The 23,080-nt window shown below is 62.2% G+C and carries 23 protein-coding genes; 17 read left to right on the top strand and 6 right to left on the bottom strand.

Annotated features, from left to right (window positions below):
* Positions 1-106 precede the first annotated feature (106 nt).
* From ybgF to JET14_RS06560, 10 genes are all read left to right on the top strand, one after another.
* Positions 107-925: a tol-pal system protein YbgF gene (ybgF, locus tag JET14_RS06515; RefSeq protein ID WP_200337325.1), complete on the top strand. Its 819-nt coding sequence runs from the start codon at positions 107-109 to the stop codon at positions 923-925.
* Positions 919-2,241: a tRNA lysidine(34) synthetase TilS gene (tilS, locus tag JET14_RS06520; protein WP_200337326.1), complete on the top strand. Its 1,323-nt coding sequence runs from the start codon at positions 919-921 to the stop codon at positions 2,239-2,241. The genes ybgF and tilS overlap by 7 nt, the downstream gene beginning before the upstream one ends.
* A gap of 110 nt (positions 2,242-2,351) precedes the next feature.
* The gene (gene ftsH, locus JET14_RS06525) at positions 2,352-4,298 is read left to right on the top strand and encodes an ATP-dependent zinc metalloprotease FtsH (protein WP_200337327.1); all 1,947 of its coding nucleotides are present in this window, start codon (positions 2,352-2,354) and stop codon (positions 4,296-4,298) included.
* A gap of 246 nt (positions 4,299-4,544) precedes the next feature.
* A complete protein-coding gene (glmM, locus tag JET14_RS06530; RefSeq protein ID WP_200337328.1) occupies positions 4,545-5,903 on the top strand; it encodes a phosphoglucosamine mutase in 1,359 nt (452 codons plus the stop codon).
* Between the two features lie 224 nt (positions 5,904-6,127).
* The gene (locus JET14_RS06535; RefSeq protein WP_200337329.1) at positions 6,128-6,580 is read left to right on the top strand and encodes a hypothetical protein; all 453 of its coding nucleotides are present in this window, start codon (positions 6,128-6,130) and stop codon (positions 6,578-6,580) included.
* A 228-nt stretch (positions 6,581-6,808) separates the two neighbouring features.
* Positions 6,809-7,915: a linear amide C-N hydrolase gene (locus JET14_RS06540; RefSeq protein WP_200337330.1), complete on the top strand. Its 1,107-nt coding sequence runs from the start codon at positions 6,809-6,811 to the stop codon at positions 7,913-7,915.
* A gap of 224 nt (positions 7,916-8,139) precedes the next feature.
* Positions 8,140-9,309 carry a phosphoserine transaminase gene (locus JET14_RS06545; RefSeq protein WP_200337331.1) on the top strand — a complete coding sequence of 390 codons (1,170 nt, stop codon included), beginning with the start codon at positions 8,140-8,142 and terminating at the stop codon, positions 9,307-9,309.
* A gap of 92 nt (positions 9,310-9,401) precedes the next feature.
* Positions 9,402-10,997: a phosphoglycerate dehydrogenase gene (gene serA, locus JET14_RS06550; RefSeq protein WP_200337332.1), complete on the top strand. Its 1,596-nt coding sequence runs from the start codon at positions 9,402-9,404 to the stop codon at positions 10,995-10,997.
* A gap of 176 nt (positions 10,998-11,173) precedes the next feature.
* Positions 11,174-11,872 (top strand): EAL domain-containing protein, encoded by a 699-nt coding sequence (locus tag JET14_RS06555; RefSeq protein ID WP_246750544.1) that lies wholly within the window; start codon positions 11,174-11,176, stop codon positions 11,870-11,872.
* A gap of 47 nt (positions 11,873-11,919) precedes the next feature.
* Positions 11,920-12,195 (top strand): hypothetical protein, encoded by a 276-nt coding sequence (locus tag JET14_RS06560; protein WP_200337334.1) that lies wholly within the window; start codon positions 11,920-11,922, stop codon positions 12,193-12,195.
* Positions 12,196-12,261: 66 nt separating this feature from the next.
* On the opposite strand, the gene JET14_RS06565 is transcribed toward JET14_RS06560, so the two are convergent.
* Positions 12,262-12,519 (bottom strand): YjhX family toxin, encoded by a 258-nt coding sequence (locus JET14_RS06565; RefSeq protein WP_024710098.1) that lies wholly within the window; start codon positions 12,517-12,519, stop codon positions 12,262-12,264.
* A gap of 307 nt (positions 12,520-12,826) precedes the next feature.
* Here JET14_RS06565 and gatB point away from each other — a divergent pair, with 307 nt between their 5' ends.
* The 6 genes from gatB to JET14_RS06595 all read left to right on the top strand — a co-directional run bounded on the left by gatB (position 12,827) and on the right by JET14_RS06595 (position 17,749).
* Positions 12,827-14,329, top strand: coding sequence for an Asp-tRNA(Asn)/Glu-tRNA(Gln) amidotransferase subunit GatB (gene gatB / locus JET14_RS06570; protein ID WP_200338007.1), 1,503 nt, complete (start codon positions 12,827-12,829; stop codon positions 14,327-14,329).
* 5 nt (positions 14,330-14,334) lie between these two features.
* On the top strand, positions 14,335-14,838 hold the full coding sequence (locus JET14_RS06575) for a GNAT family N-acetyltransferase (RefSeq protein WP_200337335.1): 504 nt from the start codon (positions 14,335-14,337) through the stop codon (positions 14,836-14,838).
* Position 14,839: 1 nt separating this feature from the next.
* Positions 14,840-15,307, top strand: coding sequence for a GNAT family N-acetyltransferase (locus tag JET14_RS06580; RefSeq protein WP_200338008.1), 468 nt, complete (start codon positions 14,840-14,842; stop codon positions 15,305-15,307).
* Positions 15,308-15,401: 94 nt separating this feature from the next.
* On the top strand, positions 15,402-15,800 hold the full coding sequence (locus tag JET14_RS06585) for an NADH:ubiquinone oxidoreductase subunit NDUFA12 (protein ID WP_183486103.1): 399 nt from the start codon (positions 15,402-15,404) through the stop codon (positions 15,798-15,800).
* Between the two features lie 95 nt (positions 15,801-15,895).
* Positions 15,896-16,306 (top strand): DUF2155 domain-containing protein, encoded by a 411-nt coding sequence (locus tag JET14_RS06590; RefSeq protein WP_183486105.1) that lies wholly within the window; start codon positions 15,896-15,898, stop codon positions 16,304-16,306.
* Between the two features lie 27 nt (positions 16,307-16,333).
* A complete protein-coding gene (locus tag JET14_RS06595; RefSeq protein ID WP_200337336.1) occupies positions 16,334-17,749 on the top strand; it encodes a pectinesterase family protein in 1,416 nt (471 codons plus the stop codon).
* Between the two features lie 7 nt (positions 17,750-17,756).
* Here JET14_RS06595 and aat read toward each other — a convergent pair whose 3' ends face one another.
* From aat to JET14_RS06620, 5 genes are all read right to left on the bottom strand, one after another.
* A complete protein-coding gene (aat, locus tag JET14_RS06600; RefSeq protein WP_200337337.1) occupies positions 17,757-18,374 on the bottom strand; it encodes a leucyl/phenylalanyl-tRNA--protein transferase in 618 nt (205 codons plus the stop codon).
* 112 nt (positions 18,375-18,486) lie between these two features.
* Positions 18,487-19,836 carry an acetyl-CoA carboxylase biotin carboxylase subunit gene (gene accC, locus JET14_RS06605; RefSeq protein ID WP_200337338.1) on the bottom strand — a complete coding sequence of 450 codons (1,350 nt, stop codon included), beginning with the start codon at positions 19,834-19,836 and terminating at the stop codon, positions 18,487-18,489.
* Between the two features lie 13 nt (positions 19,837-19,849).
* Positions 19,850-20,326 carry an acetyl-CoA carboxylase biotin carboxyl carrier protein gene (gene accB / locus JET14_RS06610; protein ID WP_200337339.1) on the bottom strand — a complete coding sequence of 159 codons (477 nt, stop codon included), beginning with the start codon at positions 20,324-20,326 and terminating at the stop codon, positions 19,850-19,852.
* 22 nt (positions 20,327-20,348) lie between these two features.
* Positions 20,349-20,786 carry a type II 3-dehydroquinate dehydratase gene (gene aroQ / locus JET14_RS06615; protein WP_200337340.1) on the bottom strand — a complete coding sequence of 146 codons (438 nt, stop codon included), beginning with the start codon at positions 20,784-20,786 and terminating at the stop codon, positions 20,349-20,351.
* A gap of 107 nt (positions 20,787-20,893) precedes the next feature.
* Positions 20,894-21,697, bottom strand: a complete 804-nt coding sequence (locus tag JET14_RS06620; RefSeq protein WP_200337341.1) for a DsbA family protein — start codon at positions 21,695-21,697, stop codon at positions 20,894-20,896.
* Positions 21,698-21,905: 208 nt separating this feature from the next.
* On the opposite strand from JET14_RS06620, the gene JET14_RS06625 reads away from it, so the two are divergent.
* Positions 21,906-23,066 carry a pyridoxal phosphate-dependent aminotransferase gene (locus JET14_RS06625; protein ID WP_200337342.1) on the top strand — a complete coding sequence of 387 codons (1,161 nt, stop codon included), beginning with the start codon at positions 21,906-21,908 and terminating at the stop codon, positions 23,064-23,066.
* Positions 23,067-23,080: the final 14 nt, after the last annotated feature.

A 23,080-nucleotide genomic window follows, 5' to 3' on the forward strand; every position in this document is an offset into this window, starting at 1 on the left:
CAGTGCATGAAAATGCGTTTTGATCTAAATATGGCCGAAAACGGCATGTCGGTGAACATGCAGGTCTGTTTTACTGGTTTCAGGGACAGTTTTTGGGAAAGGGATCATGAGAAAAGCAATTTTGTGTCTGCTGGCAGGCTCCGCCGTCCTCGGCATGCAGGCAAGCGCCTCGGCCGCCGGCCTGTCGCTGTTTCCGGCAACCGGCGGCGGACAAGGACAAGTGGTTCAGGTTCAGGCAACCGACCCGGCCATGCGGATCATGCAGCTTGAGGAGCAGGTCAGGAACCTCAACGGCCAGGTCGAGGACCTGAGCTTCCAGCTGCTGCAGATGGAAGAGCGGATCCGAAAATTGCAGGAGGATATGGAATTCCGCCTGCAGGATCTGGAAAGCGGCATGGCCGCGCCGCCTTCATCCGGCAGCGGACTGGACAGTGAAACGGCGTCGATCGACAACCTTCCGCCGATGCCCGACAGCGCCATGAATGACGCCACCATGCCCGGCGAGGTCTCGCCCGACCTTCCGGAGGGCGCGGAAGGCGGCGGCGATGATGCCGCCTTCTACAATGTCGCCTACAACCTCATCCTTTCGGGCGACTATCAGCAGGCCGAGGATGCCTTCGGCGAATTCGTGCTGAGCTATCCGAACAGTCCGCTCATTCCCGATGCGAGCTTTTGGCTCGGCGAATCGATGCTGGCGCAGCAGAAATTCAACGAAGCCGCCAAGACCTTCCTGAACGCCTACAAGGCCTATGGCACATCCGACAAGGCGCCGGAAATGCTGCTGAAGCTCGGCCAGTCGCTGGCCGGCATGGACAACAAGGACGCCGCCTGCGCTACTTTCGCCGAAGTGCCCGTACGCTATCCGGACGCCGCTCGCGCGGTTCTCGACAAGGCGAGCGCGGAACTGACGGCCAACGGATGTTGACGCCGGCGCCCGCCGCCGTTTCCTCCAATGCCTGCGCGGTTGAGGCCGTTGCACGGCAATTCCTGCTTTCGCTCAAGAAAGACTGTCATCTCCTCGTCGCTGTTTCCGGCGGCGGCGATTCGATCGGCCTGCTGACGGCGCTTGACGAGGCCCGGCGCGCTTCCGGAAGGGAGGATGTCAGGCTTTCGGCCGCGACCGTCGACCATGCCCTGCGCGCAGCAGCGGCCGAAGAGGCCGCCTGGGTCGAAACCTTCTGCGCCGCCCGCGGCATTGCCCACGCCACATTGCGCTGGACGGGCGAGAAGCCCGCATCCGGCCTGATGGCAGCCGCCCGCGACGCCCGCTACCGGCTGCTCGCCGGAGAGGCGAAGCGTCTCGGCGCCCACGCCATCGCGCTTGCCCATACGATGGAGGATCAGGCCGAGACCCTTGCCATGCGCCGCGCGCGCAACGGGTCCGCTCTTGCGAGCGGCATGGCCGAGAGGACGCTGGTCGATGCCGCGATTTGGGTCGTGCGCCCGTTTCTACGGGTCCGGCGCGGGACGATCCGGGCGTTTCTCGATGGGCGCGGCCTTTGCTGGATCGACGATCCGAGCAATGAAGACGCGCGCTTCGAACGCGTGCGCGTTCGCCGCATGGTGCGAGACCGGGTCGAGGCCCTGGCGGGCGAGGCGGAAAGCGCCGCGCGGGTGCGCCGGGCTCTGTCTCAGGAGGCTGCGAGCCTCTTCGCTTCGGCCGCCACGCTCCGCGAGGGCGTCCTTGCCGAACTCGATGCGCGCCTTCTGACAGACGCACCGGCGCCGGCGCGCTACCTTCTCAACCTGCTCATTCCCGTTCTCGGCGGCCTGGCCTATGGGCCTGGCGGCGCGGCGCTCGAGCGGGCCATGGCGTTGTGTGCGGGCCCGCACGGCGCACGCATGACCGCCGGGCGCTGCCTGCTCGAAAAGCACCGTGACGCGCTGTTCGTCGTGCGCGAGGGGCGGGACCTCGGGCAAAACGAGATCCCGCCGGGCCGGTCCGTTATCTGGGACGGGCGTTTTCGCATTGAAAACCGCTCGAGCGAAACGCTGCGCGTTGCCCCTGCCGGCGTTGATGCGGCAAGCTCCGGCGCGGAAGCTTTCCTGCCGCGCCGCCTCGCGCGGCTTGCCGGGAAGGTTCGTCCCGCCCTGCCGCCGTTCGAAGTCGTTTCCTGTACGCCGTTCCTGGCGCCGTTCGACCGCTTCCTGCCGGGTTTCGAACTTGCGCTCGCCAATGCGATAGCGGCGGCTTTCGCCCGTCCGGCCTATCCCGATCCGGCCCCGGCCTATTTGCGGTGAGAAAATGAATCTTGGGACCGGCTTGTCTTGGCAAGACATGGCACGGACCCTATGTTAGGCGTAATTCAGCGGCATTGTGACGTGCCGGAAATATGATTTCGGGGAGTTTAATGAACCCAAACCTACGCAATATTGCGCTGTGGGCGATAATCGCGTTGCTGCTGGTCGCGCTGTTCAGCATGTTCCAGTCGACGCCGTCGCAGAACACCGGCAACCAGGTGGCCTATTCGCAATTCGTATCCAGCGTTGAAGCCGGCAGGGTCAAGGAAGTGACCATTACCGGCAACAACATCACCGGCACCTACACCAGTGGCGGCTCGCCCTTCCACACCTATGCCCCGGTCATCGACGACAACCTGCTCACCAAGCTCGAGAACAACAATGTCGACGTCACGGCCAAGCCGGTCAGCGATGGTTCGGGCGGCATACTGAGCTATGTCGGCACGCTTCTGCCGATGCTGCTGATCCTCGGCGTCTGGCTGTTCTTCATGCGCCAGATGCAGGGCGGTTCGCGCGGCGCGATGGGCTTCGGCAAGTCCAAGGCCAAGCTTCTGACGGAAGCCCACGGCCGGGTGACCTTTGACGATGTCGCCGGCGTTGACGAGGCCAAGCAGGACCTGGAAGAGATCGTCGAATTCCTGCGCGATCCGCAGAAATTCCAGCGTCTCGGCGGTCGCATTCCGCGCGGCGTGCTGCTCGTTGGCCCGCCCGGAACGGGCAAGACGCTGCTGGCGCGTTCGGTCGCCGGCGAGGCCAATGTGCCGTTCTTCACCATTTCCGGTTCCGACTTCGTTGAAATGTTCGTCGGCGTTGGCGCATCCCGTGTGCGCGACATGTTCGAGCAGGCCAAGAAGAACGCCCCGTGCATCATCTTCATCGACGAAATCGATGCGGTCGGCCGTCATCGCGGCGCCGGTCTCGGCGGCGGCAATGACGAGCGCGAGCAGACGCTGAACCAGCTTCTGGTGGAGATGGACGGCTTTGAGGCCAATGAGGGCATCATCCTGATCGCCGCGACCAACCGTCCCGACGTTCTCGATCCCGCGCTCCTGCGTCCCGGTCGTTTCGACCGTCAGGTCGTGGTGCCGAACCCGGATATCGTCGGGCGCGAGCGCATCCTCAAGGTTCATGCCCGCAACACGCCGCTGGCGCCGAATGTCGACCTCAAGGTGGTTGCCCGCGGCACGCCGGGCTTTTCCGGCGCGGACCTGATGAATCTCGTCAACGAGGCGGCGCTGATGGCGGCGCGGCGCAACAAGCGCCTCGTCACCATGGCCGAGTTCGAGGACGCCAAGGACAAGATCATGATGGGCGCCGAACGGCGTTCCACCGCGATGACCGAGGCGGAGAAGAAGCTCACGGCCTATCACGAGGCGGGACATGCGATGGTGGCGCTCAAGGTGCCGGTGGCCGATCCCGTCCACAAGGCGACGATCATTCCGCGCGGACGCGCGCTCGGCATGGTGATGCAGCTGCCCGAGGGCGACCGCTATTCCATGAGCTACAAATGGATGATCTCGCGGCTTGCAATCATGATGGGCGGGCGCGTTGCCGAGGAGATCACCTTCGGCAAGGACAACATCACCTCCGGCGCATCCTCCGATATCGAGCAGGCAACCAAGCTTGCCCGTGCGATGGTGACGCAATGGGGCTTTTCCGACGAGCTCGGCCAGGTTTCCTACGGCGAGAACCAGCAGGAGGTCTTCCTCGGCCATTCGGTGTCGCAGTCGAAGAATGTCTCGGAATCGACCGCGCAGAAGATCGATTCCGAGGTGCGGCGCCTGATCGACGAGGCCTATGTCGAGGCGACGAAGATCCTCAAGGAGAACCATGACGGCTTCGTCGCTGTTGCCGAGGGCCTGCTCGAATACGAGACGCTCTCCGGCGACGAGATCAAGGCGATCCTGCAGGGCGAAAAGCCCGCGCGCGATCTCGGCGACGACACGCCGCCCTCGCGCGGCTCTGCGGTGCCTTCCATGGGGCCGAAGAAGGACGCTCCTTCCGGCAAGCCTTCGGACGGCAAGGAAGGCGACGGCTTCGAGCCGCAGCCGAACTGAGAAGCTGAACCGCCGGCAGCCCCGGCGGTTTTTCTTTCTGCGCATCGAACTCTGACCCAGGAATGCCTGCATCCACGCAATCTCACAGAAGGCGGACGTTCCGCGCTGCACGTTCCGGTAACGTCGTGTTAGCGTTGTTGACGTTATTTTATGTGCCTTGAGGCGGGTTTTCTGCCAATAGGACGCTGGAACACGCCCGGCAGAGACATGACGGTTGCCCCTGCGGCGGCCCAGACGAGGAACGACATGGCACGCAAGTATTTCGGAACCGACGGTATTCGGGGACAGTCCAACACCTTCCCGATGACGCCCGATCTCGCCATGCGGGTCGGGATTGCGGTCGGCACGATCTTCCGCCGCAACGACCATGCCCGCCGCGTTGTGATCGGCAAGGACACGCGGCTTTCGGGCTACATGCTGGAAAACGCGCTGGTCGCGGGCTTTACCGCCGCCGGGCTCAATGTCTACCTGCTGGGCCCGATCCCGACGCCGGCCGTCGCCATGCTGACGCGCTCGCTGAGGGCCGATGTCGGCGTCATGATCTCCGCCTCGCACAATCCCTATGCCGACAACGGCATCAAGCTTTTCGGTCCCGACGGCTATAAGATGTCGGACGAGATCGAGGCCCGGATCGAGGCGCTGGTCGATCGCGACGATTTCTATTCCCAGCTTGCCCGTTCCAACGAGATCGGCCGCGCCAGCCGCGTCGAGGGCGACATCTACCGCTATATCGAATTCGTCAAGCGCACGCTTCCCCGGGATGTGACGCTGCACGGTCTGCGCGTCGTCGTCGACTGCGCCAACGGCGCGGCCTACAAGGCGGCGCCGACGGCGCTCTGGGAACTCGGCGCCGACGTGGTGACGATCGGGGCGGAGCCGAACGGCCTCAACATCAACAAGGAATGCGGCTCGACCTATCCGAAGACGCTGCAGGCCAAGGTGCATGAGGTGCGCGCCGATATCGGCATCGCGCTCGATGGCGATGCCGACCGGGTGATCATCGTCGACGAGAAGGGCAACATCATCGATGGCGACCAGCTGATGGCCGTGATCGTCGGCAACCTTGCCGATGACGGCGAACTCAAGGGCAATGGCCTGGTCGCGACCGTGATGTCCAATCTCGGTTTAGAGCGCCACCTGAACGCCAGGGGGCTGGAACTCGCACGCACGAAGGTCGGAGACCGCTACGTGGTGGAATACATGCGCAAACATGGCCACAATGTCGGCGGCGAACAGTCCGGCCATATCGTGCTCTCCGACTTCGGCACGACCGGCGACGGCCTCGTGGCCGCGCTGCAGATCCTTGCCGCCGTCAAGCGGGCGGACAAGCCCGTCAGCGAGGTTTGCCGCAAGTTCGAACCGGTGCCGCAGCTTCTGCGCAATGTCCGCATCGCGGCGGGCGCGGTGCCGCTGGAGGACGGCAACGTCAAACAGGCGATCGCCGATGCCGAGGCGGAGCTGAAGGGTCGCGGACGCCTCGTCATCCGCCCGTCAGGCACCGAGCCGCTGATCCGCGTCATGGCGGAGGGCGACGATCCGGCGCAGGTCGAGCGCGTCGTCTCCGGCCTGATCGATGTGATCGCCAACGTGCGCGACGCGGCCTGAGGCCATCCGAAAGACCGGACTTCTCACGATCTGAACGCGGGCGCGGCGACTGGCGCGTTATATCCCGCGGTCTGGTGCATCCACCGAAGTGGCGGCGCCCTCAGGCATATTCTCTTCGGTTCTCTTGCCGGTTCGGTCGTGGCCGGACGAATCTGGCCATATTCCTGTTGCAGGATCACCCGGCGCTACGGCGTTTCTGGGTTTTTAGGCAGGAGGACTGGCAGATGTCTGTGGCAGCTTTGATTGTGGTGACCATTCTCGGCTGCGATGACAGCCTGACCCGGTGCCAGTATATCGATACCGCGCCGGATACCTATGAAAGCGTCGCTCTGTGCGACGAGGCGCTGGAGCGCGATCTCAGCCACTACAAATATTCCGAATATGCGAGCGTCATCGGAGTTTGCCGGTCCGAGGATGAGCCGATTGAAACGGCGCTCGGCGGCATGGCCGTGACAGGGATACCCGAAGAGCAGACAAGGCTTGCTGCCGGACCGCAGCCCGGGAATGACGGCCACGTGCCGGAGCATGGAAACAGGTTGCTGATCCTCGCAGACGGGGCTCTGGACAAGGCCGTTTCCGTTCTGCCAGACAAGGCGCAGGTCCGGGCCGTGCTCGTCGCGCCCGTCGACGCCGTGAAGGACGGCTATGCCTGGGCTGTGGGCCGGCTCGGCCTATAGCGCCAGAGGATCGCTGTCGCCTCCTTGTTCGCAAGTCCTTTACGGCCCGCCGGCTGCATGCGCCCCTCAGACCAAAATTGGGACTACCTCTTCTGGTTCGTTGACGCGGAAAAGATTGTCAAGCTATTGATTTTACTGGTCCGGGAGGTTGCAGGCACAGCGTCTTCAAGAGCTTCGCCTCGGTAATCGAAATCCATTGGATCGCCTCAATTGCAAGGATGAAGTTTCATGAAAATCTTTTCTTCAAAGGGCAGGACCTTCATGGCGGCGGCATTGGCTTCCGTTATGTTCTCCGCCTCCGTGGCCGAGGCCTGCACGGGCATCACGCTGACGGCCGAAGACGGCGATGTCGTGCGCGCGCGCACGATGGAGTTCAACGTCGATCTCGACGCCTCCGTCATCCTGGTGCCGCGCGGCACGCAACGCACCGGGGAAACGCCGGATGGCAAGACCGGCCTCGGCTGGGATGCGAAATATGCCAGCATCGGCGCCAATCCGATGGGCTTGCCCTATCTTGTCGACGGCGTGAACGAGAAAGGTCTTTCCATGGGCCTTTTCTATTTTGCCCAGGCGGCAGAATACCAGCCCTACAAGCCGGAAGAGGCCGGCAAGACGATGGCGTCCTGGCAGCTTGGCTCCTACATTCTCGACAATTTCGCCACGGTCGACGAGGTGAAGGCGGCGCTTTCCGATATCGTCGTTGCGCCTGTCATCTTCAAGCAGTTCAACATGGTTCTGCCGGTGCACTTTGTCGTCACCGATGCTTCCGGCGAGACGATCGTGATCGAATATGTCGGCGGCACGCTGCAGGTGAGCGACAATCCGCTCGGCACCTTTACCAACAATCCGCCCTTCGACTGGCACATGACCAACCTGCAGAACTACGTCAATCTCGGGGTCGACAATGTGCCGCCGCAAAAGCTCGGAGATGTGACAATCGAGGGGCTGGGGCAGGGCACGGGCCTGCTCGGCATGCCGGGTGATTTCACCTCGCCGTCGCGCTTTGTGCGCGCCGCGATCTATTCGCACGGCGTGGAGGCGAGCGCGAGCGGCAACGACGCGATCTTCCAGGCTTTCCACATCCTCAACAATTTCGACATTCCGCGCGGCGTCGCGCGCGAAGAGGAGAAGGATGAACACGGCAACACGGTTTCCGACTACACGCAGTGGACGTCCGCCGTTGATACGGCCAACAAGCGCTTCTTCTTCCGCACTTACGAAAATAGCGATATCCGCTTTGTCGACTTGATGAAGCAGGACCTCGATGCATCGGGCATCAAGACCTGGACCATGGACGGCTACGAGACCGCCCACGAACTCGGCGCTCCGGAATAGGCGTGTGAAAACAAAGGCAACGGGCGGCTTTGCGCCGCCCGTTTCAATGCCCGCATGCTCAGGCCTGCCGGGCGCCATGGGCCTCCCTGCGGCCCAGAAGGCACATCTCAGCCCGCAGTCATCACCAAGTCATCTTTTCCCTTGCCTATTTTCAAAGCCTCCCGTATATCCGGCGGCGGGACACCTCTCCCCAACGAGAGGCTACTATCTGAAAGGGTAGAGATATGACAGATATGACCAAACCGGACGTGCGTCCGGTCAATCCCCGCTTTTCTTCTGGCCCGTGTGCGAAGCGTCCCGGTTGGACGCCCGAAGCGTTGAATGACGCTGCCCTTGGCCGTTCCCACCGCGCGAAAATCGGCAAGGCGAAGCTGAAAGAGGCGATCGACCTGACCCGCGAAGTGCTCGACGTACCGGGCGACTATCGCATCGGCATCGTGCCTGCTTCCGATACCGGCGCCGTCGAGATGGCGCTCTGGTCGCTGCTCGGCGAACGCGGCGTCGACATGCTCGCATGGGAATCCTTCGGCGCCGGCTGGGTGACTGATGTGATCAAGCAGCTGAAGCTGAAGGACGCGCGCAAGATCGAAGCGCCCTATGGCCAGCTTCCCGACCTTTCCACTGTCAATTTCGACAATGACGTGGTCTTCACCTGGAACGGCACGACCTCCGGCGTGCGTGTGCCCAATGCCGACTTCATTCCGGCCGACCGCAAGGGCCTGACCATCTGCGATGCCACTTCAGCGGTGTTTGCGCAGAAGGTCGACTTCAACAAGCTCGACGTTGTTACCTTCTCTTGGCAGAAGGTTCTGGGCGGCGAGGGCGGCCACGGCATCCTGATCCTGTCGCCGCGCGCCGTTCAGCGTCTTGAGACCTATACGCCCGCATGGCCGCTGCCCAAGATCTTCCGCATGACCAAGGGCGGCAAGCTGATCGAAGGCATCTTCGTCGGCGAGACGATCAATACGCCCTCCATGCTCTGCGTCGAGGACTATCTCGATGCGCTGAAATGGGCGAAATCCGTTGGCGGTCTTGACGGGCTGGTTGCCCGCGCCGACGCCAATGCAAAGGTGATCTTCGATTTCGTCGAGAAGAACGACTGGATCGAGAACCTGGCCGAAGACCCGGCGACCCGTTCCAATACGTCGGTCTGCCTGAAGATCGTCGATCCGGACGTCGTCAAGCTCGATGATGCGGCCCAGGCTGCCTTTGCCAAGGCGATCGTCTCCGCGCTCGACAAGGAAGGCGTGGCCTATGACATCGGCGCCTATCGCGATGCGCCGTCCGGTCTTCGCATCTGGGCCGGTTCCACGGTGGAAACCGCCGATATGGAAGCCCTGATGGGCTGGCTCGACTGGGCCTTCAAAACCGAAAAAGCCAAGCTCGCGGCTTAAGCGAGGCGAATTGACAAGGCTCGCGCCGCCTTTGACGGAAAGGCGCGGGCTCATCATTCCCGACAATTACCCCATTTTGAAGGAGGCCCACCATGGCACCTCGCGTACTCGTATCCGACGCCCTGTCGGAAGCCGCCGTCCAGATCTTCAAGGATCGCGGCATCGATGTCGACTTCCAGCCGAAACTCGGCAAGGACAAGGAAAAGCTGCTCGAGATCATCGGCCAGTATGATGGTCTGGCCATCCGCTCGGCCACCAAGGCGACCGAGAAGCTGATCGAGGCCGCGACCAACCTCAAGGTCATCGGCCGCGCCGGCATCGGCGTCGACAATGTCGATATCCCGGCCGCCTCGCGCCGCGGCATCATCGTCATGAACACGCCGTTCGGCAACTCGATCACGACCGCCGAACATGCCATCTCGCTGATGCTGGCCGTTGCCCGCCAGATCCCGGCCGCCGACGTTTCGACCCAGGCCGGCAAGTGGGAAAAATCGAAATTCATGGGCGTCGAGATCACCGGCAAGACGCTCGGCGTCATCGGCGCCGGCAATATCGGCTCGATCGTCTGCGACCGCGCCATCGGGCTCAAGATGAACGTGATCGCCTATGACCCCTTCCTGTCGCAGGAAAAGGCCGAGAAGATGGGCGTCACCAAGGTCGACCTCGACGAGCTTCTCTCCAAGGCTGATTTCATCACGCTGCACGTTCCGATGACCGACAAGACCCGCGGCATTCTCAATGCCGAGGCGCTGGCGAAGACCAAGAAGGGCGTCCGCATCATCAACTGCGCCCGCGGCGGTCTCGTCGACGAGGCAGCGCTTGCCGAAGCCATCAAGTCCGGCCATGTCGCCGGCGCCGGCTTTGACGTGTTCGAGACCGAACCGGCCACCGAGAGCCCGCTCTTCGGCCTGGAAAACGTCGTCTGCACGCCGCATCTCGGCGCCTCGACCACGGAAGCCCAGGAAAATGTCGCGCTGCAGGTTGCCGACCAGATGTCGGATTATCTCTTGAAGGGCGCCGTCACCAACGCCATCAACATGCCGTCGATCTCGGCCGATGAAGCGCCGCGCCTGAAGCCGGTGATCAAGCTCGCCGAAGTGCTCGGCGAATTCGCCGGCCAGGTGACGGAAAACCCGATCAAGGAAGTCGAGGTTCTCTACGACGGCAATTTCGCGCAGATGAACACCACGGCGCTGACGAGCGCACTGCTCGCCGGCCTGCTGCGTCCGCTGGTGGCCGACGTCAACATGGTGTCCGCGCCGATCATGCTGAAGGACAAGGGAATCATCCTGCAGGAGACCCGTCGCGACAAGTCGGGCGTCTATGACGGCTATATCAAGCTGACGATCACGACGGAAAAGCAGACCCGTTCGGTTGCCGGCACGGTGTTCTCCGACGGCAAACCGCGCTTCATCCAGATCAAGGGCATCAACATGGATGCCGATGTCGGCCGTCACATGGTCTATATCTCCAACACCGACGTGCCCGGCATGATCGGTTTCATGGGCACGACGCTGGGCCAGGCCGGCGTCAATATCGCCAACTTCCAGCTCGGCCGCGACAATCAGGGCGGCGATGCGATCGCGCTTCTCTATGTCGACGAACAGCCGTCCCCGGAAGTGCTCGACAAGCTGCTCGGCCATGAAGCCATCAAGCAGGCAAAGCCGCTGGAATTCTCCGTCGAGTAAGGCTTTTTTGGAAGAAAATGCAGGAAGCCCGGTTGCCTGAAACAGGCAGCCGGGCTTTTCTTGTGGTCAGGATGCATTAGGTAACCCTTAGCGCATCGTTTAAGACGAGAGTTTTTTGAATGTCCGGATCATGTATCGGATGCCTGAACGCCGAGACCTTGCCGTTTGATTTTTCGATGGCTTTTCAGCCGATCGTCGATCTCAGGGACGGTTCGGTTTTCGCTTTCGAGGCGCTGGCGCGCGGAACGAAGGGCGAGGGCGCGGGAACGCTGTTCGCGCAGCTGAGCGATGACAATCTCTATGCCTTCGATCAGCAATGCCGGGTGAAGGCGATCGAGCTTTCGGCGCATCTCGGCCTGATGGAAACCGGGGCGAAGCTTTCGATCAATTTCATGCCGCGGGCGATCTACGAGCCGCGCGCCTGCATCCAGCTCACCCTCGAAACCGGCAGGCGGTGCGACGTGTCCAGCGACCGACTGATCTTCGAATTCACGGAATCGGAGGTTGCCGACACCGACAAGCTCAACGCGATCGTGACGCTTTACCGTGAGCTTGGTTTCCTGACGGCGGTGGATGATTTCGGCGCCGGTCATTCCGGTCTGTCGCTCTTGGCCAACATGCCGCCCGATATCCTGAAGCTGGATATGGAACTGGTGCGCGGCATCGACAAGAGCGCCGGGCGCGGCATCATGGTCAAGCATCTCGTCGCCATGGCGCGGGACATGGGGATCGATCTCGTCTGCGAAGGCGTCGAGACTGCCGGTGAGCTTGCCATGCTGCGGGACCTGGGCGTGGAACTGGCGCAGGGCTATTTTCTCTGCCGCCCGGCCTTCGAGCATCTGCCGCATGCCGGCGAGGTGAGGTGGCGGCCCTGAGTCCGTTTGGCGGGCATGACCGGGCAAGAAACAGGAGGAGATTTCTCATGAGCAGCAACCAACTGGCAGCCCTTGACGCGGCGCTCGAAAGCCTCGCCAAGGCGGGCTTCGCCGTCGGTCCGGAATGGGAGGCGGTGCACGAAATCTGCCAGGCGCATGAGGGCGAGATGCCCTATGATGCGGCGCATGCGCTCTGCCATCGCATCGAAGGCGATACGTGGAACGCCGGCTACTGGTATCGCCGCGCGAAAAAGCCGGTTCAGAGCGGCGGTTTCGCTGAGGAATATGACGGACTGAAAGCGGAGATCGCAGCCCTGCGGTAGACGCGTCGGGCGAAAAGCAGCCACGAGTGCTCGGGAGAGGCGCGCGGCCTCTCCCGTCTGCCGTTGCTACGTGTTGTCGGGCTGGCTTCTGACCAGCCGCAGCCCGCGTTCGGTGATCTGGTACGGCCTGCCGCCTTTGGAGCGGATGGCGCGTTTGGCCTTCAGCTTGCGAAACAGAGTGATGTCGAGGCCGGGATAGAGCCAGCCGTCGCGGGTGAAGCAGTCGACCTTCTCGATCTTTCGGGTTTCGGTGCGTGTCAGTTCGATCCTGCCGCCCTGTGCGAGCAGGTGCAGGATGCGCTGTTCATTGCGCGAGATGTCCATTGTCGTCAAATCCGGGTTGGCGCCGGGAAGGCGCACAAAAACATGTTCCCGCTGACGCGTTCGTCGGCGGGGCTCATGGTTTCCGGCCGCTGCGCGCATCTTGCTTCAACAAAGCAAGGCGGGCAGGGCCCTTACCGGGATTCCGATCGGTTTGACATCCAAACTCCAGGTTGACGCGAAGGAAATACGCCCGCAGGCGCGCAAGGTCAAGGTTTTTGGCGTGCGGCAGCGCACCCTATCGCTTGCGTCTTGCCCCCATTTGCTCTACCTCACGAACAAGTTTCCGCAGATGAACGATGAGCTGACCATGACCATTGTCGATACCCGCACGCCCGATCCCAAACGCCTGATCCCCGGCGCCACCGGCGACTGGGAAGTCATCATCGGTCTCGAGGTGCACGCGCAGGTCACGAGCAATGCGAAGCTGTTCTCCGGCTCCTCCACCACATTCGGCAAGGCGCCCAACGCCAACGTCTCGCTGGTGGACGCGGCCATGCCCGGCATGCTGCCCGTCATCAACGAGGAATGCGTCAAGCAGGCGGTGCGCACTGGTCTCGGCCTCAAGGCCAAGATCAACAGGCGCTCGATCTTCGACCGCAAGAACTATTTCTATCCCGACCTGCCGCAGGGCTACCAGATTTCGCAGTACAAGGACCCGATCGTCGGCGAGGGCACGATCACCATCTCCCTCGGGCCGGACAGAGAGGGCAATTTCGAGGATATCGAAATCGGCATCGAGCGCCTGCATCTGGAGCAGGACGCCGGCAAGCTGATGCATGACCAGCATCCCTCGTTCTCCTTCGTCGACCTCAACCGTTCGGGCGTGGCGCTGATGGAGATCGTCTCCAAGCCGGATATGCGTTCCGCCGACGAGGCCAAGGCCTATGTCACAAAGCTTCGCACCATCGTGCGCTATCTCGGCACCTGCGACGGCAATATGGATGAGGGGTCGCTCCGCGCCGATGTGAATGTCTCCGTGCGCAAGCCGGGCGGTGAGTTTGGCACGCGCTGCGAGATCAAGAACGTCAACTCGATCCGTTTCGTCGGCATGGCCATCGAAAGCGAGGCCCGCCGCCAGATCGACATACTGGAAGAGGGCGGCGTGATCGACCAGGAGACCCGCCTGTTCGATCCGGTCAAGGGCGAGACGCGGTCGATGCGCTCCAAGGAAGACGCGCATGATTATCGCTACTTCCCCGATCCCGACCTGCTGCCGCTTGAGTTCGACGATGCCTTCATCGAAGAGCTGGCGAAGGACCTGCCGGAATTGCCGGACGACAAGAAGGCGCGTTTTGTGGGCGATCTCGGCCTTTCCGTCTATGACGCCTCGGTGCTCGTCTCCGACAAGGCGGTGTCCGACTATTACGAAAAGCTGGTCGGCCTCTCCGATGCAAAGATTGCGGCAAACTGGGTCATCAATGATCTGCTCGGCGCGCTGAACAAGGCCGGCAAGGGCATTGACGAAACGCCGGTTTCGCCGGAACAGCTCGGCGCCATCCTGTCGCTGATCAAGGAAGGGGTGATCTCGGGCAAGATCGCCAAGGACCTGTTCGAGATCGTCTGGAACGAGGGCGGCGACCCGAAGCAGATCGTCGAAGAGCGCGGCATGAAGCAGGTGACCGATACCGGCGCGATCGAGAAGATCGTCGACGAGATCATCGCCGCCAATCCGGAGCAGGCCGCAAAGGTCAAGGACAAGCCCTCGCTTGCCGGCTGGTTTGTCGGCCAGGTGATGAAGGCGTCCAAGGGCAAGGCCAATCCGCAGGCCGTGCAGGCGCTGGTGAAGGAAAAGCTGGGCGTTACGGAGTAAGCCTTTTGTTCTTCGTTCGCACAGCGATGGAAACCGATATTCCGGCCGTCTGCGCGCTGCTGGATACCTCCTGGCACGACACCTATGATGCGCTGCTGGGCGCAGAGAAGGTCAACCAGATGGTCGCGGGCTGGCACTCGCCAAAGGCGGTGAAGGACCGGCTGGAACGCAAGGGCGGGGAATTCCTTGTCGCCGACAACGGCACGCGCATCGGCGGCATGGCCTATGCGGCGCCTTCGAAGAAGCGTGCGGATGTCGTCAACCTGCACCAGCTCTACATCCATCCTGAATGCCAACGCCAGGGCATTGGCCGCGATCTCTTCGCCGAGATCGAAACCTGTTTTCCCAATGCGAAAAAGTTGGCGCTCGAAGTCGTCATCGGCAATGACGCCGCACTGGCCTTTTATCAGGCGCATGGCATGAGCGAGGCCGGGCGGACCGAGAATTGCGGCACCTGCGGTTCCGGCATTCCGGCGATCATCATGGAAAAGGACCTGCCCGGTGTCTGACATCGACGGTTTGGTGATCCGTGAGGCGGTGCCTGGCGATCTTGAGGCTTTGATTGCGATCTTCGCGGCGGATGACCTTGGCGGCCACGGCGATACCACCGATCCTGAAGCCTATGGCGATTATCGCGCCGCCTTCGATGCGATCGCCGCCTCGGCCAATGATACGCTTTATGTGGCGGAGCTTGACGGCATGGTCGTCGGCACGCTCCAGACCTCCTTTACCCGAACCCTTACCGGTCGCGGCAGTGCAATGCTGACGATCGAGGCAGTGCAGACCCATCCCGATCGGCGCGGCCGCGGCATCGGCGCGAGGATGATCGCGGCGGCGATCGCGGAGGCGAGGGCGAAGGACTGCCGGCTGGTGCAACTGATGTCGAACCGCAGCCGTACCGATGCCCATCGTTTCTATGAACGGCTCGGTTTCACGCCATCCCATCTCGGCTTCAAAATGAAGCTGAAAGGCGCCTGAGGCGGTCCGCCGCTCTGGACAAGCGCGCCATGACGCGCCATACACGAGTTTAGAAAATCGGCCGCGTTCGCGGTCCAAGACGTAAGGAAAGAGAATGGCAAGCTTTCTGGCGAAGATGTTTACCTGGTGGAACGGCTCGACCATCGGCACGGATCTGTTCACGCGTCGCTTCGGCAAGAAGGTCGGCGAGGATCAGTTCGGGAACGTCTACTACGAAGGCGGCATGTCGACCTATGGCCTGAAGCGCCGCTGGGTCGTCTACAATGGCTATGCCGATGCTTCCGCGATTCCGCCCGGCTGGCACGGCTGGATGCACCACCGCACCGACACGCCGCCGACCAAGGCTGCCTACACGGCGCGCGAATGGGAAAAGCCGCATAATCCGAACCAGACGGGCACCGCGCTTGCCTATCGCCCCAAGGGCTCGCTCGCCGTTCAGGGCGAACGCAACAAGGTAACGGGCGACTACGACGCCTGGACACCGGGCGCGTAAGGTTTTTGCCGCAATCTGACGGTAGGCTGGCCTTCATGTCAGTCTGTAAATGAAGCGCGGCATCGGTCGCGCTTTTTGTTATCAAGGGATGATCCATGGATTTCCGTGCATTGAGCCGTCTCATTACTCTTTCGCTCGGCCTTGCGGCGACGGGCCTTGTCGCAGGTCCGGCTCTTGCCGCGCGGGTGGAAAACCCGGTCGCCGTCTTCGGCGGCATCGACAAGATTACCGGGCGCACCTACACATTCGACGCCTATGTCGGCGAGACGGTGCAGTTCGGCCGCCTGCAGGTAACGCCGCGCGTCTGCTATTCGCGTGACGAGACCGAGGAACAGCAGGTCGATGCCTTTGTCCAGGTCGACAAGGTGTCGCTGCAGAACGAAGTCTCCCGCATCTTCTCCGGCTGGATGTTTGCCGATTCGCCGGCGCTCAATGCCGTGGAAGACCCGATCTATGACGTCTGGCTGACCGATTGCGTCAGCGAGGCAAGCATTCCCGCTCCCTGATCTCCGAACATATTGCGAAGGCCCGCCATGTCCGATGCGCGTCCCCAACTGAGCGCCGCCGAGGCCGAGAAGTTTCACTATCTCGAAGTTCTGAAATATACCGGGCGCGCCGGGGCCGAATGCATCGACCCATGGGACCCTAAGGCGGATGCCTTCATGGCGGGCGGCGCCAAGGTGCGGGCGGATTATACCGTCGCCAAAGAAGGCGGAGACTTTTCCTCCGTCCAGATGGCCGTCAGCCAGGCCGTCCGTGATGCCGCCGCGGGCAAGAGGGGCGACCGCATCTATATTGCCGTTCGCCCCGGCATTTACGACGAGACGGTCATCGTGCCGCGCCTCATCGTCGGCGACCGGTCTGTCGCGATCACGCTGTTCGGAACGGGCAACGCGCCGCAGGAGACGGTGATCCGTGCCACGATTGATCAGGGCATGAGCGGGCCTGATTTTCTGGCAACCTTCGGGACAGCGGTTGATGATTACGCGCCCGAGATTGCTGAAATCTATCATGCCAATGCGGCGCTTGATCGTCTGTCGACGGAAAACGCCTGCGTGCTTAGGGTCGAAAATGATGGCTTTCAGGCGAAGAACCTCAGCATCCGGAACGCCTACAATTGCGATAGAGCGGACAAGAACTCGAAATGCGAGGACGGCAAGGGCGGGCCGAAGAATGCGGCCGGCCAGTTCGCCAAAGGCTGGCACCAGGCCGTGGCGACGCTGGTCCACAATGCCGACCGCGTCCATTTCGACCATGTGCGTTTTTCAAGCTTCCAGGACACGCTCTACTTCAAGGGCCGCGTGCCGGGCATGACGGTGCGCTCCTATTATTCCAACTGCGATGTCGAGGGCGATATCGACTTTATCTTCGGCCGCGCGACCGCCTATTTCGATCGTTGCGAAATCCGTTCGCTCGGCAGCCGCGTCGACCATGCCTATGTGGTCGCCCCCTCGACCAACATGCACACGCGCTACGGCATCGTCTTCAACGAATGCGACTTTACCCATGACGGCAGCGAGGCCGCGCTTGCCGGCACATTCTCGCTTGGCCGGCAGTGGTTCCAGACGGTCAGGGCATCGCCCTACGGCATTGCGAATGTCAAGGGCTACCGCACGCGGCTTGCCGAAACCTCGGAATTCGATCATCCGCCGGAAGGCACGATTTCGCTTGATGTGCTGGAGGCCGTCGGCAAATGCGTGATCCTCAACTCCCGCATCGGCGCGCACATCAACCCGCAGGCCCCATGGGATGACTGGAGCGGCGGCAGGCGCAATGCGGATGGAGAGTTCGTGCCCGGCGAATGGAACACGCGCTACAGGCCCGTGCAGTATAGCTCGGACGATTTCTTCCGCTATCTCGGAGACTGGCTGAAGGGCGAGGGGCTCGTCTTCCACAAGCCCGATCCGGCCGAACCCTGGCTCGCGGAGTTCAACAACCGGCAGGCATAGGCGGCGTTCACGGAAACGGCTGATCGGGCCAGACGAGCGCCGCATTCAGCAGCGTCATGTATTCTTCCTTGGGAATATCGATCGCGCCCATCGTCTTCAGATGGTCGGTGGTGAACTGCGTGTCGAGCAGCAGGAAGTTATTGGCGCGCAGGCGCTCCACCAGATGCACGAGGCAGATCTTGGAGGCGTTCGGGCGGCGAGAGAACATGCTTTCGCCGAAGAAGGCCGCCTTCAGCGAGACGCCGTAAAGCCCGCCGACAAGCGCGCCGTCCTGCCAGGCCTCCACCGAATGGGCGCGGCCCATGGCATGGAGCGACTTGTAGAGCGTGCGGATCTCGTGGTTGATCCAGGTCTGCGGTCGGTCGGGGGCCGGTTCCGCGCAGGCGGCGATCACGCCATCAAAATCATGGTTGAAGCGGATTTCGTAAGGGGACCTGCGCATGAACTTGCGCAGGCTGTGGGAGACGTGCAGCTTGTTGAGCGGAATAATGCCGCGAATTTCCGGTTCGACCCAGAAAAGCTCGGTGTCATCGGCCGATTCGGACATGGGAAAGAGGCCGATGCTATAGGCATTCAAAAGCAGCTCCGGCGTAATCCTGCTGCTCTTTCCGGCGTTCTTTTCCATGGCCTCTCAGTTGCTCAGAGCCCGTCTCTATCCGCCCGCAGCGGTTCGAAACGGGCATTATCCAATTGTTTGGTCGCCTGATCCCGTCGATCCGCGCTTTGCTCAGGCGGGATTAGGCGTCAGCCTTGTCTTCCAGATAATGTTCCAGCCAGTGGATATCATAGTCGCCATTGGCGATGTCCTGGTTGGCGATCAGATCCTGAAAAAGCGGCAGCGTCGTGTCAATCCCGTCAACGACGAACTCATCCAGCGCGCGCTTGAGCCGCATCATGCATTCCACGCGCGTGCGGCCGTGGACGATGAGCTTGCCGATCAGGCTGTCGTAATAGGGCGGAATCTTGTAACCCTGATAGACGCCGGAATCGATGCGTACGCCAAGACCGCCCGGGGCGTGAAAATGGGTGATCGTGCCGGGCGACGGACGGAAGGTCCGGGCGTTTTCGGCATTGATGCGGCATTCGATCGCGTGGCCGGAGAAGGCGACATCCTTCTGGCTGACCGAGAGCCCGGCGCCGGCGGCAACACGGATCTGTTCATGCACCAGGTCGATGCCGGTAATGGCTTCGGTAATCGGGTGCTCCACCTGAAGCCGGGTGTTCATTTCGATGAAATAGAACGCGCCGTTCTCATAGAGAAACTCGATCGTGCCGGCGCCGCGATATTTCATCTTGCGCATCGCATCGGCGCAGATCTCGCCGATCTGCATGCGCTGCTCGACATTGAGCGCCGGCGAGTTGGCTTCTTCCCAGACCTTCTGGTGCCGGCGCTGCAGCGAGCAGTCACGCTCGCCAAGGTGAATGGCGTCGCCTTCGCCATCGCCGAAGACCTGCACCTCGATATGACGCGGCTTGTCGAGATATTTCTCCATATAGACGGAGTCATTGCCGAAGGCCGCTGCCGCCTCGCCGCGGGCCGTGCTCCAGGCCTCCAGCAGATCATCGCGGGTGCGGGCAAGCTTCATGCCGCGACCGCCGCCGCCGGCCGTTGCCTTGATCAGCACCGGATAACCGATCTCGTCGGCGGTCCTGATCGCGTCCTCTTCCGTGTCGACCGAACCGCCGGAACCGGGGACGACCGGGATGCCGAGATTTTCGGCGGTCGTCTTGGCGGTGATCTTGTCGCCCATCATGCGGATATGTTCGCTGGTGGGGCCGATGAAGGTGATGCCGTGGGCTTCCAGGATCTCGGCGAACTTGGCGTTTTCGGAGAGGAAGCCGTAACCGGGATGCACGGCGTCGGCGCCGGTGATCTCACAGGCGGCAACGATCTGGTGGATGTTGAGGTAGCTCTCGCGCGAAGACGGCGGGCCGATGCACACGCTCTCGTCGGCAAGGCGCACATGCATCGCGTTCGCATCTGCGGTGGAGTGCACGGCAACGGTGGCGATGCCGAGCTCCTTGCAGGCGCGCTGGACGCGGAGCGCGATTTCGCCGCGATTGGCGATGAGGATTTTGGAAAACATTCTCTCTGACCCGTTATTCGATCACGACAAGCGGTTCGTCGAACTCAACCGGCTGGGCGTCGTCGACGAGAATCTGGGTGACCTTGCCGCTCTTGGGCGCAGGGATCTGGTTCATCGTCTTCATCGCCTCGATGATGAGCAGGGTCTGGCCTTCCTTGACGTTCGCGCCAACCTCGATGAAGGGACGGGCGCCGGGGGCGGGAGCAAGGTAGACGGTGCCGACCATGGGCGCCTTGATGGCCTGGTCGAGATTGCTCGCGGCGGGCGCTGCCGGCGCTTCGGCCGCTGCCGGCTGGGGAGCTGCTGCCGGCGCTGCCGCCGGAGCCGGTGCATAGGCCATGGCCTGTTGCGGCGCGACGGTTATTTCACGGGCGACGCGAATGTGAAGGCCGTCCTGCTCGACCTCGATTTCGGTAAGGTCGGTGTCATTGAGGATAACGGCGAGTTCGCGCACCAGCTTCGCGTCGACTGCCTTCTTCTGATCTGCCATGGGTGGTGTTCCTTTTTTCTTTTTATTCCGAGAGCGTCTTCAGCGCACGAAGCGCAAGCAGGTAACTGTCCTGGCCGAAGCCGCAGATTACCCCCTTCGCCGCTGCCGATGTCATGGTCTTGTGGCGAAAGGGCTCACGGGCATGAATGTTGGAAATGTGAAGCTCCACGACAGGCACGCTGATGGCCCGTATGGCGTCGTGAAGCGCAATGGATGTGTGCCCGTAGGCACCCGGATTGATGGCGACACCGGCCGCCTTTTCGTTGGCTTCGTGAAGCCAGTCGACAAGAACGCCTTCATGATTGCTCTGGCGGCAGTCGGCCTCAAAGCCGAGCGATTCAGCCTCCCGGCGACAGGCCTCCTCAACGGCTTCCAGGGTCAACGCGCCGTAGATGCCCGGCTCGCGCTTGCCCAGAAGATTGAGGTTGGGTCCGTTCAGAACAAAGATTACGCGTGTCATCCGTCAATTCCAGTTTCGCCTTCACCTATAGACGTTCAGGTCATTCAGGAAAAGCCCAAAGACCGGACGACGAAACGCCTTGGTTAAGCTTCGCACAGGCGAGAAGCTCAAGAGCAGGTTCCCTGTCCGCAGTCGCGGATGTTGTCGATCACCTGCTGGATGCGATCCGCGCCGATGGCGCCGTGCAGCATCGTGTCGCCGACGATATAGGCAGGCGTTCCGGTAACGCCGACGGCGCTTGCCAGCGCAAAATGCTCCTGAAGCGCGGCCTCGGGCGGGAACTCCGCCATCGCCGCGTCGATCTGGTCGCTGTTCACGCCGAAGGCCGAGGCGACGGCGCGGGCGCTTTCATCGGTGGCGCGGTTGCCCGCTTCCATCAGGGCGCGATGGAAATCCGGATATTTTTCCGGCGCAACCTTGAAGAAAGCGTAGGACACGCGCTGCGCGGCCTGCGATTCCGGCCCCAGAACCGGAATCTCCTTCAGGATGAAACGCACATCGTCATTGTCGGCGATGATCTCGTCCATGTCGGCAAGGGCGCGACGGCAATAGCCGCAATTGTAATCGAAGAACTCGACGACGGTGATGGCGCCGTCGGGATTGCCGAGCACCGCATCGAATTCAGGCTGGAAAATCCTGTCCTGGTTTTCCGCAATCGCGGCCTGCGCGGCCTGCTGCTGTTCCTCGGCCTGCTTGCGCTGCAGGGCAACCTGAACGTCAAGCAGCACTTCCGGATTGGCCACCAGATAGTCATGCACCCGCGTGCCGAAATCGTCGGTTGCGGGCGCTGCAACCTGCTCCCGCGGCTGCGGGGAAGCAAAACCGTAGATCGCGGCGGTCGTTGCCGCGGCAGACGCGACGGCGGTCGCGAAAATCGCGACGACGGCAAGCGTCAGTCCCTTTGATGACATGATTTCCCCTTCCTGCATGACACGATCATTTCAGCTAGAAACCAATTGTGCGCAAAAGGCGGCGATGTCCATAGCAAAGCCTTCAATTCCAGCGGCCAGGCCTGGAAATCCCGTTTTTTTGTTCGGAAGGATTGCAGAGGCCCCGGGAATGGTTCAATCCCGATGGGGACCGTCCGCCAAGCGGACGTTGTGAAAGGGAAGAAGCAGAATGCCGTCGAAACGCAGCGAAATCGATTCATTCCTGGCCATGGACGTGCTGGCGGAGGCGAACCGCCGCAGGAAGGCCGGACGTCCGGTGCTCTCGCTCGCCGTCGGCCAACCTTCCCATCCCGCCCCCGACCGCGCGCTTGAGGCGGCGCGTGCCGCCCTCGACCACGGTCGTCTGGGCTATACCGATGCTTTCGGCCTTCAAAGCCTGCGCGAGGCGATCGCGCGCGATTACCGGGTCCGCATGGGCGTCGATGTCGATCCCGCGCGCATCGCGGTGACGACCGGTTCGTCGGCGGGTTTTAATCTCGCCTTTCTGGCGCTGTTTGATGCCGGCGATGCCGTCGCGATCGCGCGGCCCGGCTATCCCGCCTATCGCAACATTCTGAAGGCGCTGGACCTCAAGGTTGTCGAGGTGGAGGCGAATGAGCGGCACGCATTCACGCTGACGCCCGAGGCGCTGGAGGAGGCGGAGCGCATTGAGGGCGTCGCCATCAAGGGCGTGCTTCTGGCAAGCCCGGCAAACCCGACGGGCACCGTCACCGGCCGGGCGGCGCTGAAGCGCCTTGCCGACTGGTGCGAAGCGCGCGGCACGGCCTTCATCTCCGACGAGATCTATCACGGGCTGGTGTTTTCCGGAGAGGAGGCCACGGCGCTGTCCTTCACCGACGCGGCGGTGGTGATCAATTCGTTTTCAAAATACTATTGCATGACCGGCTGGCGCGTCGGCTGGATGGTGTTGCCGGAGAAGCTTGTCCGCGTGTTCGAGCAACTGGCGCAGAACATCTATATCAGCGCGCCCGAGCTCTCGCAGATCGCAGCCGAAGCCGCCCTCGATGCCCGCCCTCAGCTCGACGGCTACCGCGCAATCTACCGCGCCAACCGTGATTTCCTGATCAGGGCGCTGCCGGAGATCGGACTTCCCGTGGTCTCGCCCATGGACGGCGCTTTCTATGCCTATGTCGATGTCAGTGGTTATTCCAATGACAGCGTGGCATTCTCGCGCAAGATGCTGGCCGAAATCGACGTCGCGGCAACGCCCGGGGCGGATTTCGATCCGCTGACCGGCGGTCGCTATCTGAGGCTTTCCTATGCGGGAACCGAGGCCGAGATCCGCCAGGCGGTGGAGCGCCTTGGCAACTGGTTGCCGGAGAAGGGTTGAAGAGCGGGGAGGGA

The organism is Martelella lutilitoris (genome assembly GCF_016598595.1).
GTDB lineage: Bacteria > Pseudomonadota > Alphaproteobacteria > Rhizobiales > Rhizobiaceae > Martelella > Martelella lutilitoris_A.

Excerpts from the sequence above, each read along its gene's own strand:
- JET14_RS06595 (WP_200337336.1), top strand. The coding sequence starts at position 16,334 with ATGTCCGATGCGCGTCCCCAACTGAGCGCCGCCGAGGCCGAGAAGTTT.
- accB (WP_200337339.1), bottom strand. The coding sequence starts at position 20,326 with ATGGCAGATCAGAAGAAGGCAGTCGACGCGAAGCTGGTGCGCGAACTC.
- JET14_RS06620 (WP_200337341.1), bottom strand. The coding sequence starts at position 21,697 with ATGTCATCAAAGGGACTGACGCTTGCCGTCGTCGCGATTTTCGCGACC.
- ftsH (WP_200337327.1), top strand. The coding sequence starts at position 2,352 with ATGAACCCAAACCTACGCAATATTGCGCTGTGGGCGATAATCGCGTTG.
- JET14_RS06540 (WP_200337330.1), top strand. The coding sequence starts at position 6,809 with ATGAAAATCTTTTCTTCAAAGGGCAGGACCTTCATGGCGGCGGCATTG.
- JET14_RS06590 (WP_183486105.1), top strand. The coding sequence starts at position 15,896 with ATGGATTTCCGTGCATTGAGCCGTCTCATTACTCTTTCGCTCGGCCTT.
- glmM (WP_200337328.1), top strand. The coding sequence starts at position 4,545 with ATGGCACGCAAGTATTTCGGAACCGACGGTATTCGGGGACAGTCCAAC.
- ybgF (WP_200337325.1), top strand. The coding sequence starts at position 107 with ATGAGAAAAGCAATTTTGTGTCTGCTGGCAGGCTCCGCCGTCCTCGGC.
- JET14_RS06545 (WP_200337331.1), top strand. The coding sequence starts at position 8,140 with ATGACAGATATGACCAAACCGGACGTGCGTCCGGTCAATCCCCGCTTT.
- accC (WP_200337338.1), bottom strand. The coding sequence starts at position 19,836 with ATGTTTTCCAAAATCCTCATCGCCAATCGCGGCGAAATCGCGCTCCGC.
- aroQ (WP_200337340.1), bottom strand. The coding sequence starts at position 20,786 with ATGACACGCGTAATCTTTGTTCTGAACGGACCCAACCTCAATCTTCTG.
- JET14_RS06555 (WP_246750544.1), top strand. The coding sequence starts at position 11,174 with ATGGCTTTTCAGCCGATCGTCGATCTCAGGGACGGTTCGGTTTTCGCT.
- tilS (WP_200337326.1), top strand. The coding sequence starts at position 919 with ATGTTGACGCCGGCGCCCGCCGCCGTTTCCTCCAATGCCTGCGCGGTT.
- serA (WP_200337332.1), top strand. The coding sequence starts at position 9,402 with ATGGCACCTCGCGTACTCGTATCCGACGCCCTGTCGGAAGCCGCCGTC.
- JET14_RS06565 (WP_024710098.1), bottom strand. The coding sequence starts at position 12,519 with ATGGACATCTCGCGCAATGAACAGCGCATCCTGCACCTGCTCGCACAG.
- JET14_RS06535 (WP_200337329.1), top strand. The coding sequence starts at position 6,128 with ATGTCTGTGGCAGCTTTGATTGTGGTGACCATTCTCGGCTGCGATGAC.
- JET14_RS06625 (WP_200337342.1), top strand. The coding sequence starts at position 21,906 with ATGCCGTCGAAACGCAGCGAAATCGATTCATTCCTGGCCATGGACGTG.
- JET14_RS06560 (WP_200337334.1), top strand. The coding sequence starts at position 11,920 with ATGAGCAGCAACCAACTGGCAGCCCTTGACGCGGCGCTCGAAAGCCTC.
- gatB (WP_200338007.1), top strand. The coding sequence starts at position 12,827 with ATGACCATTGTCGATACCCGCACGCCCGATCCCAAACGCCTGATCCCC.
- aat (WP_200337337.1), bottom strand. The coding sequence starts at position 18,374 with ATGGAAAAGAACGCCGGAAAGAGCAGCAGGATTACGCCGGAGCTGCTT.
- JET14_RS06585 (WP_183486103.1), top strand. The coding sequence starts at position 15,402 with ATGGCAAGCTTTCTGGCGAAGATGTTTACCTGGTGGAACGGCTCGACC.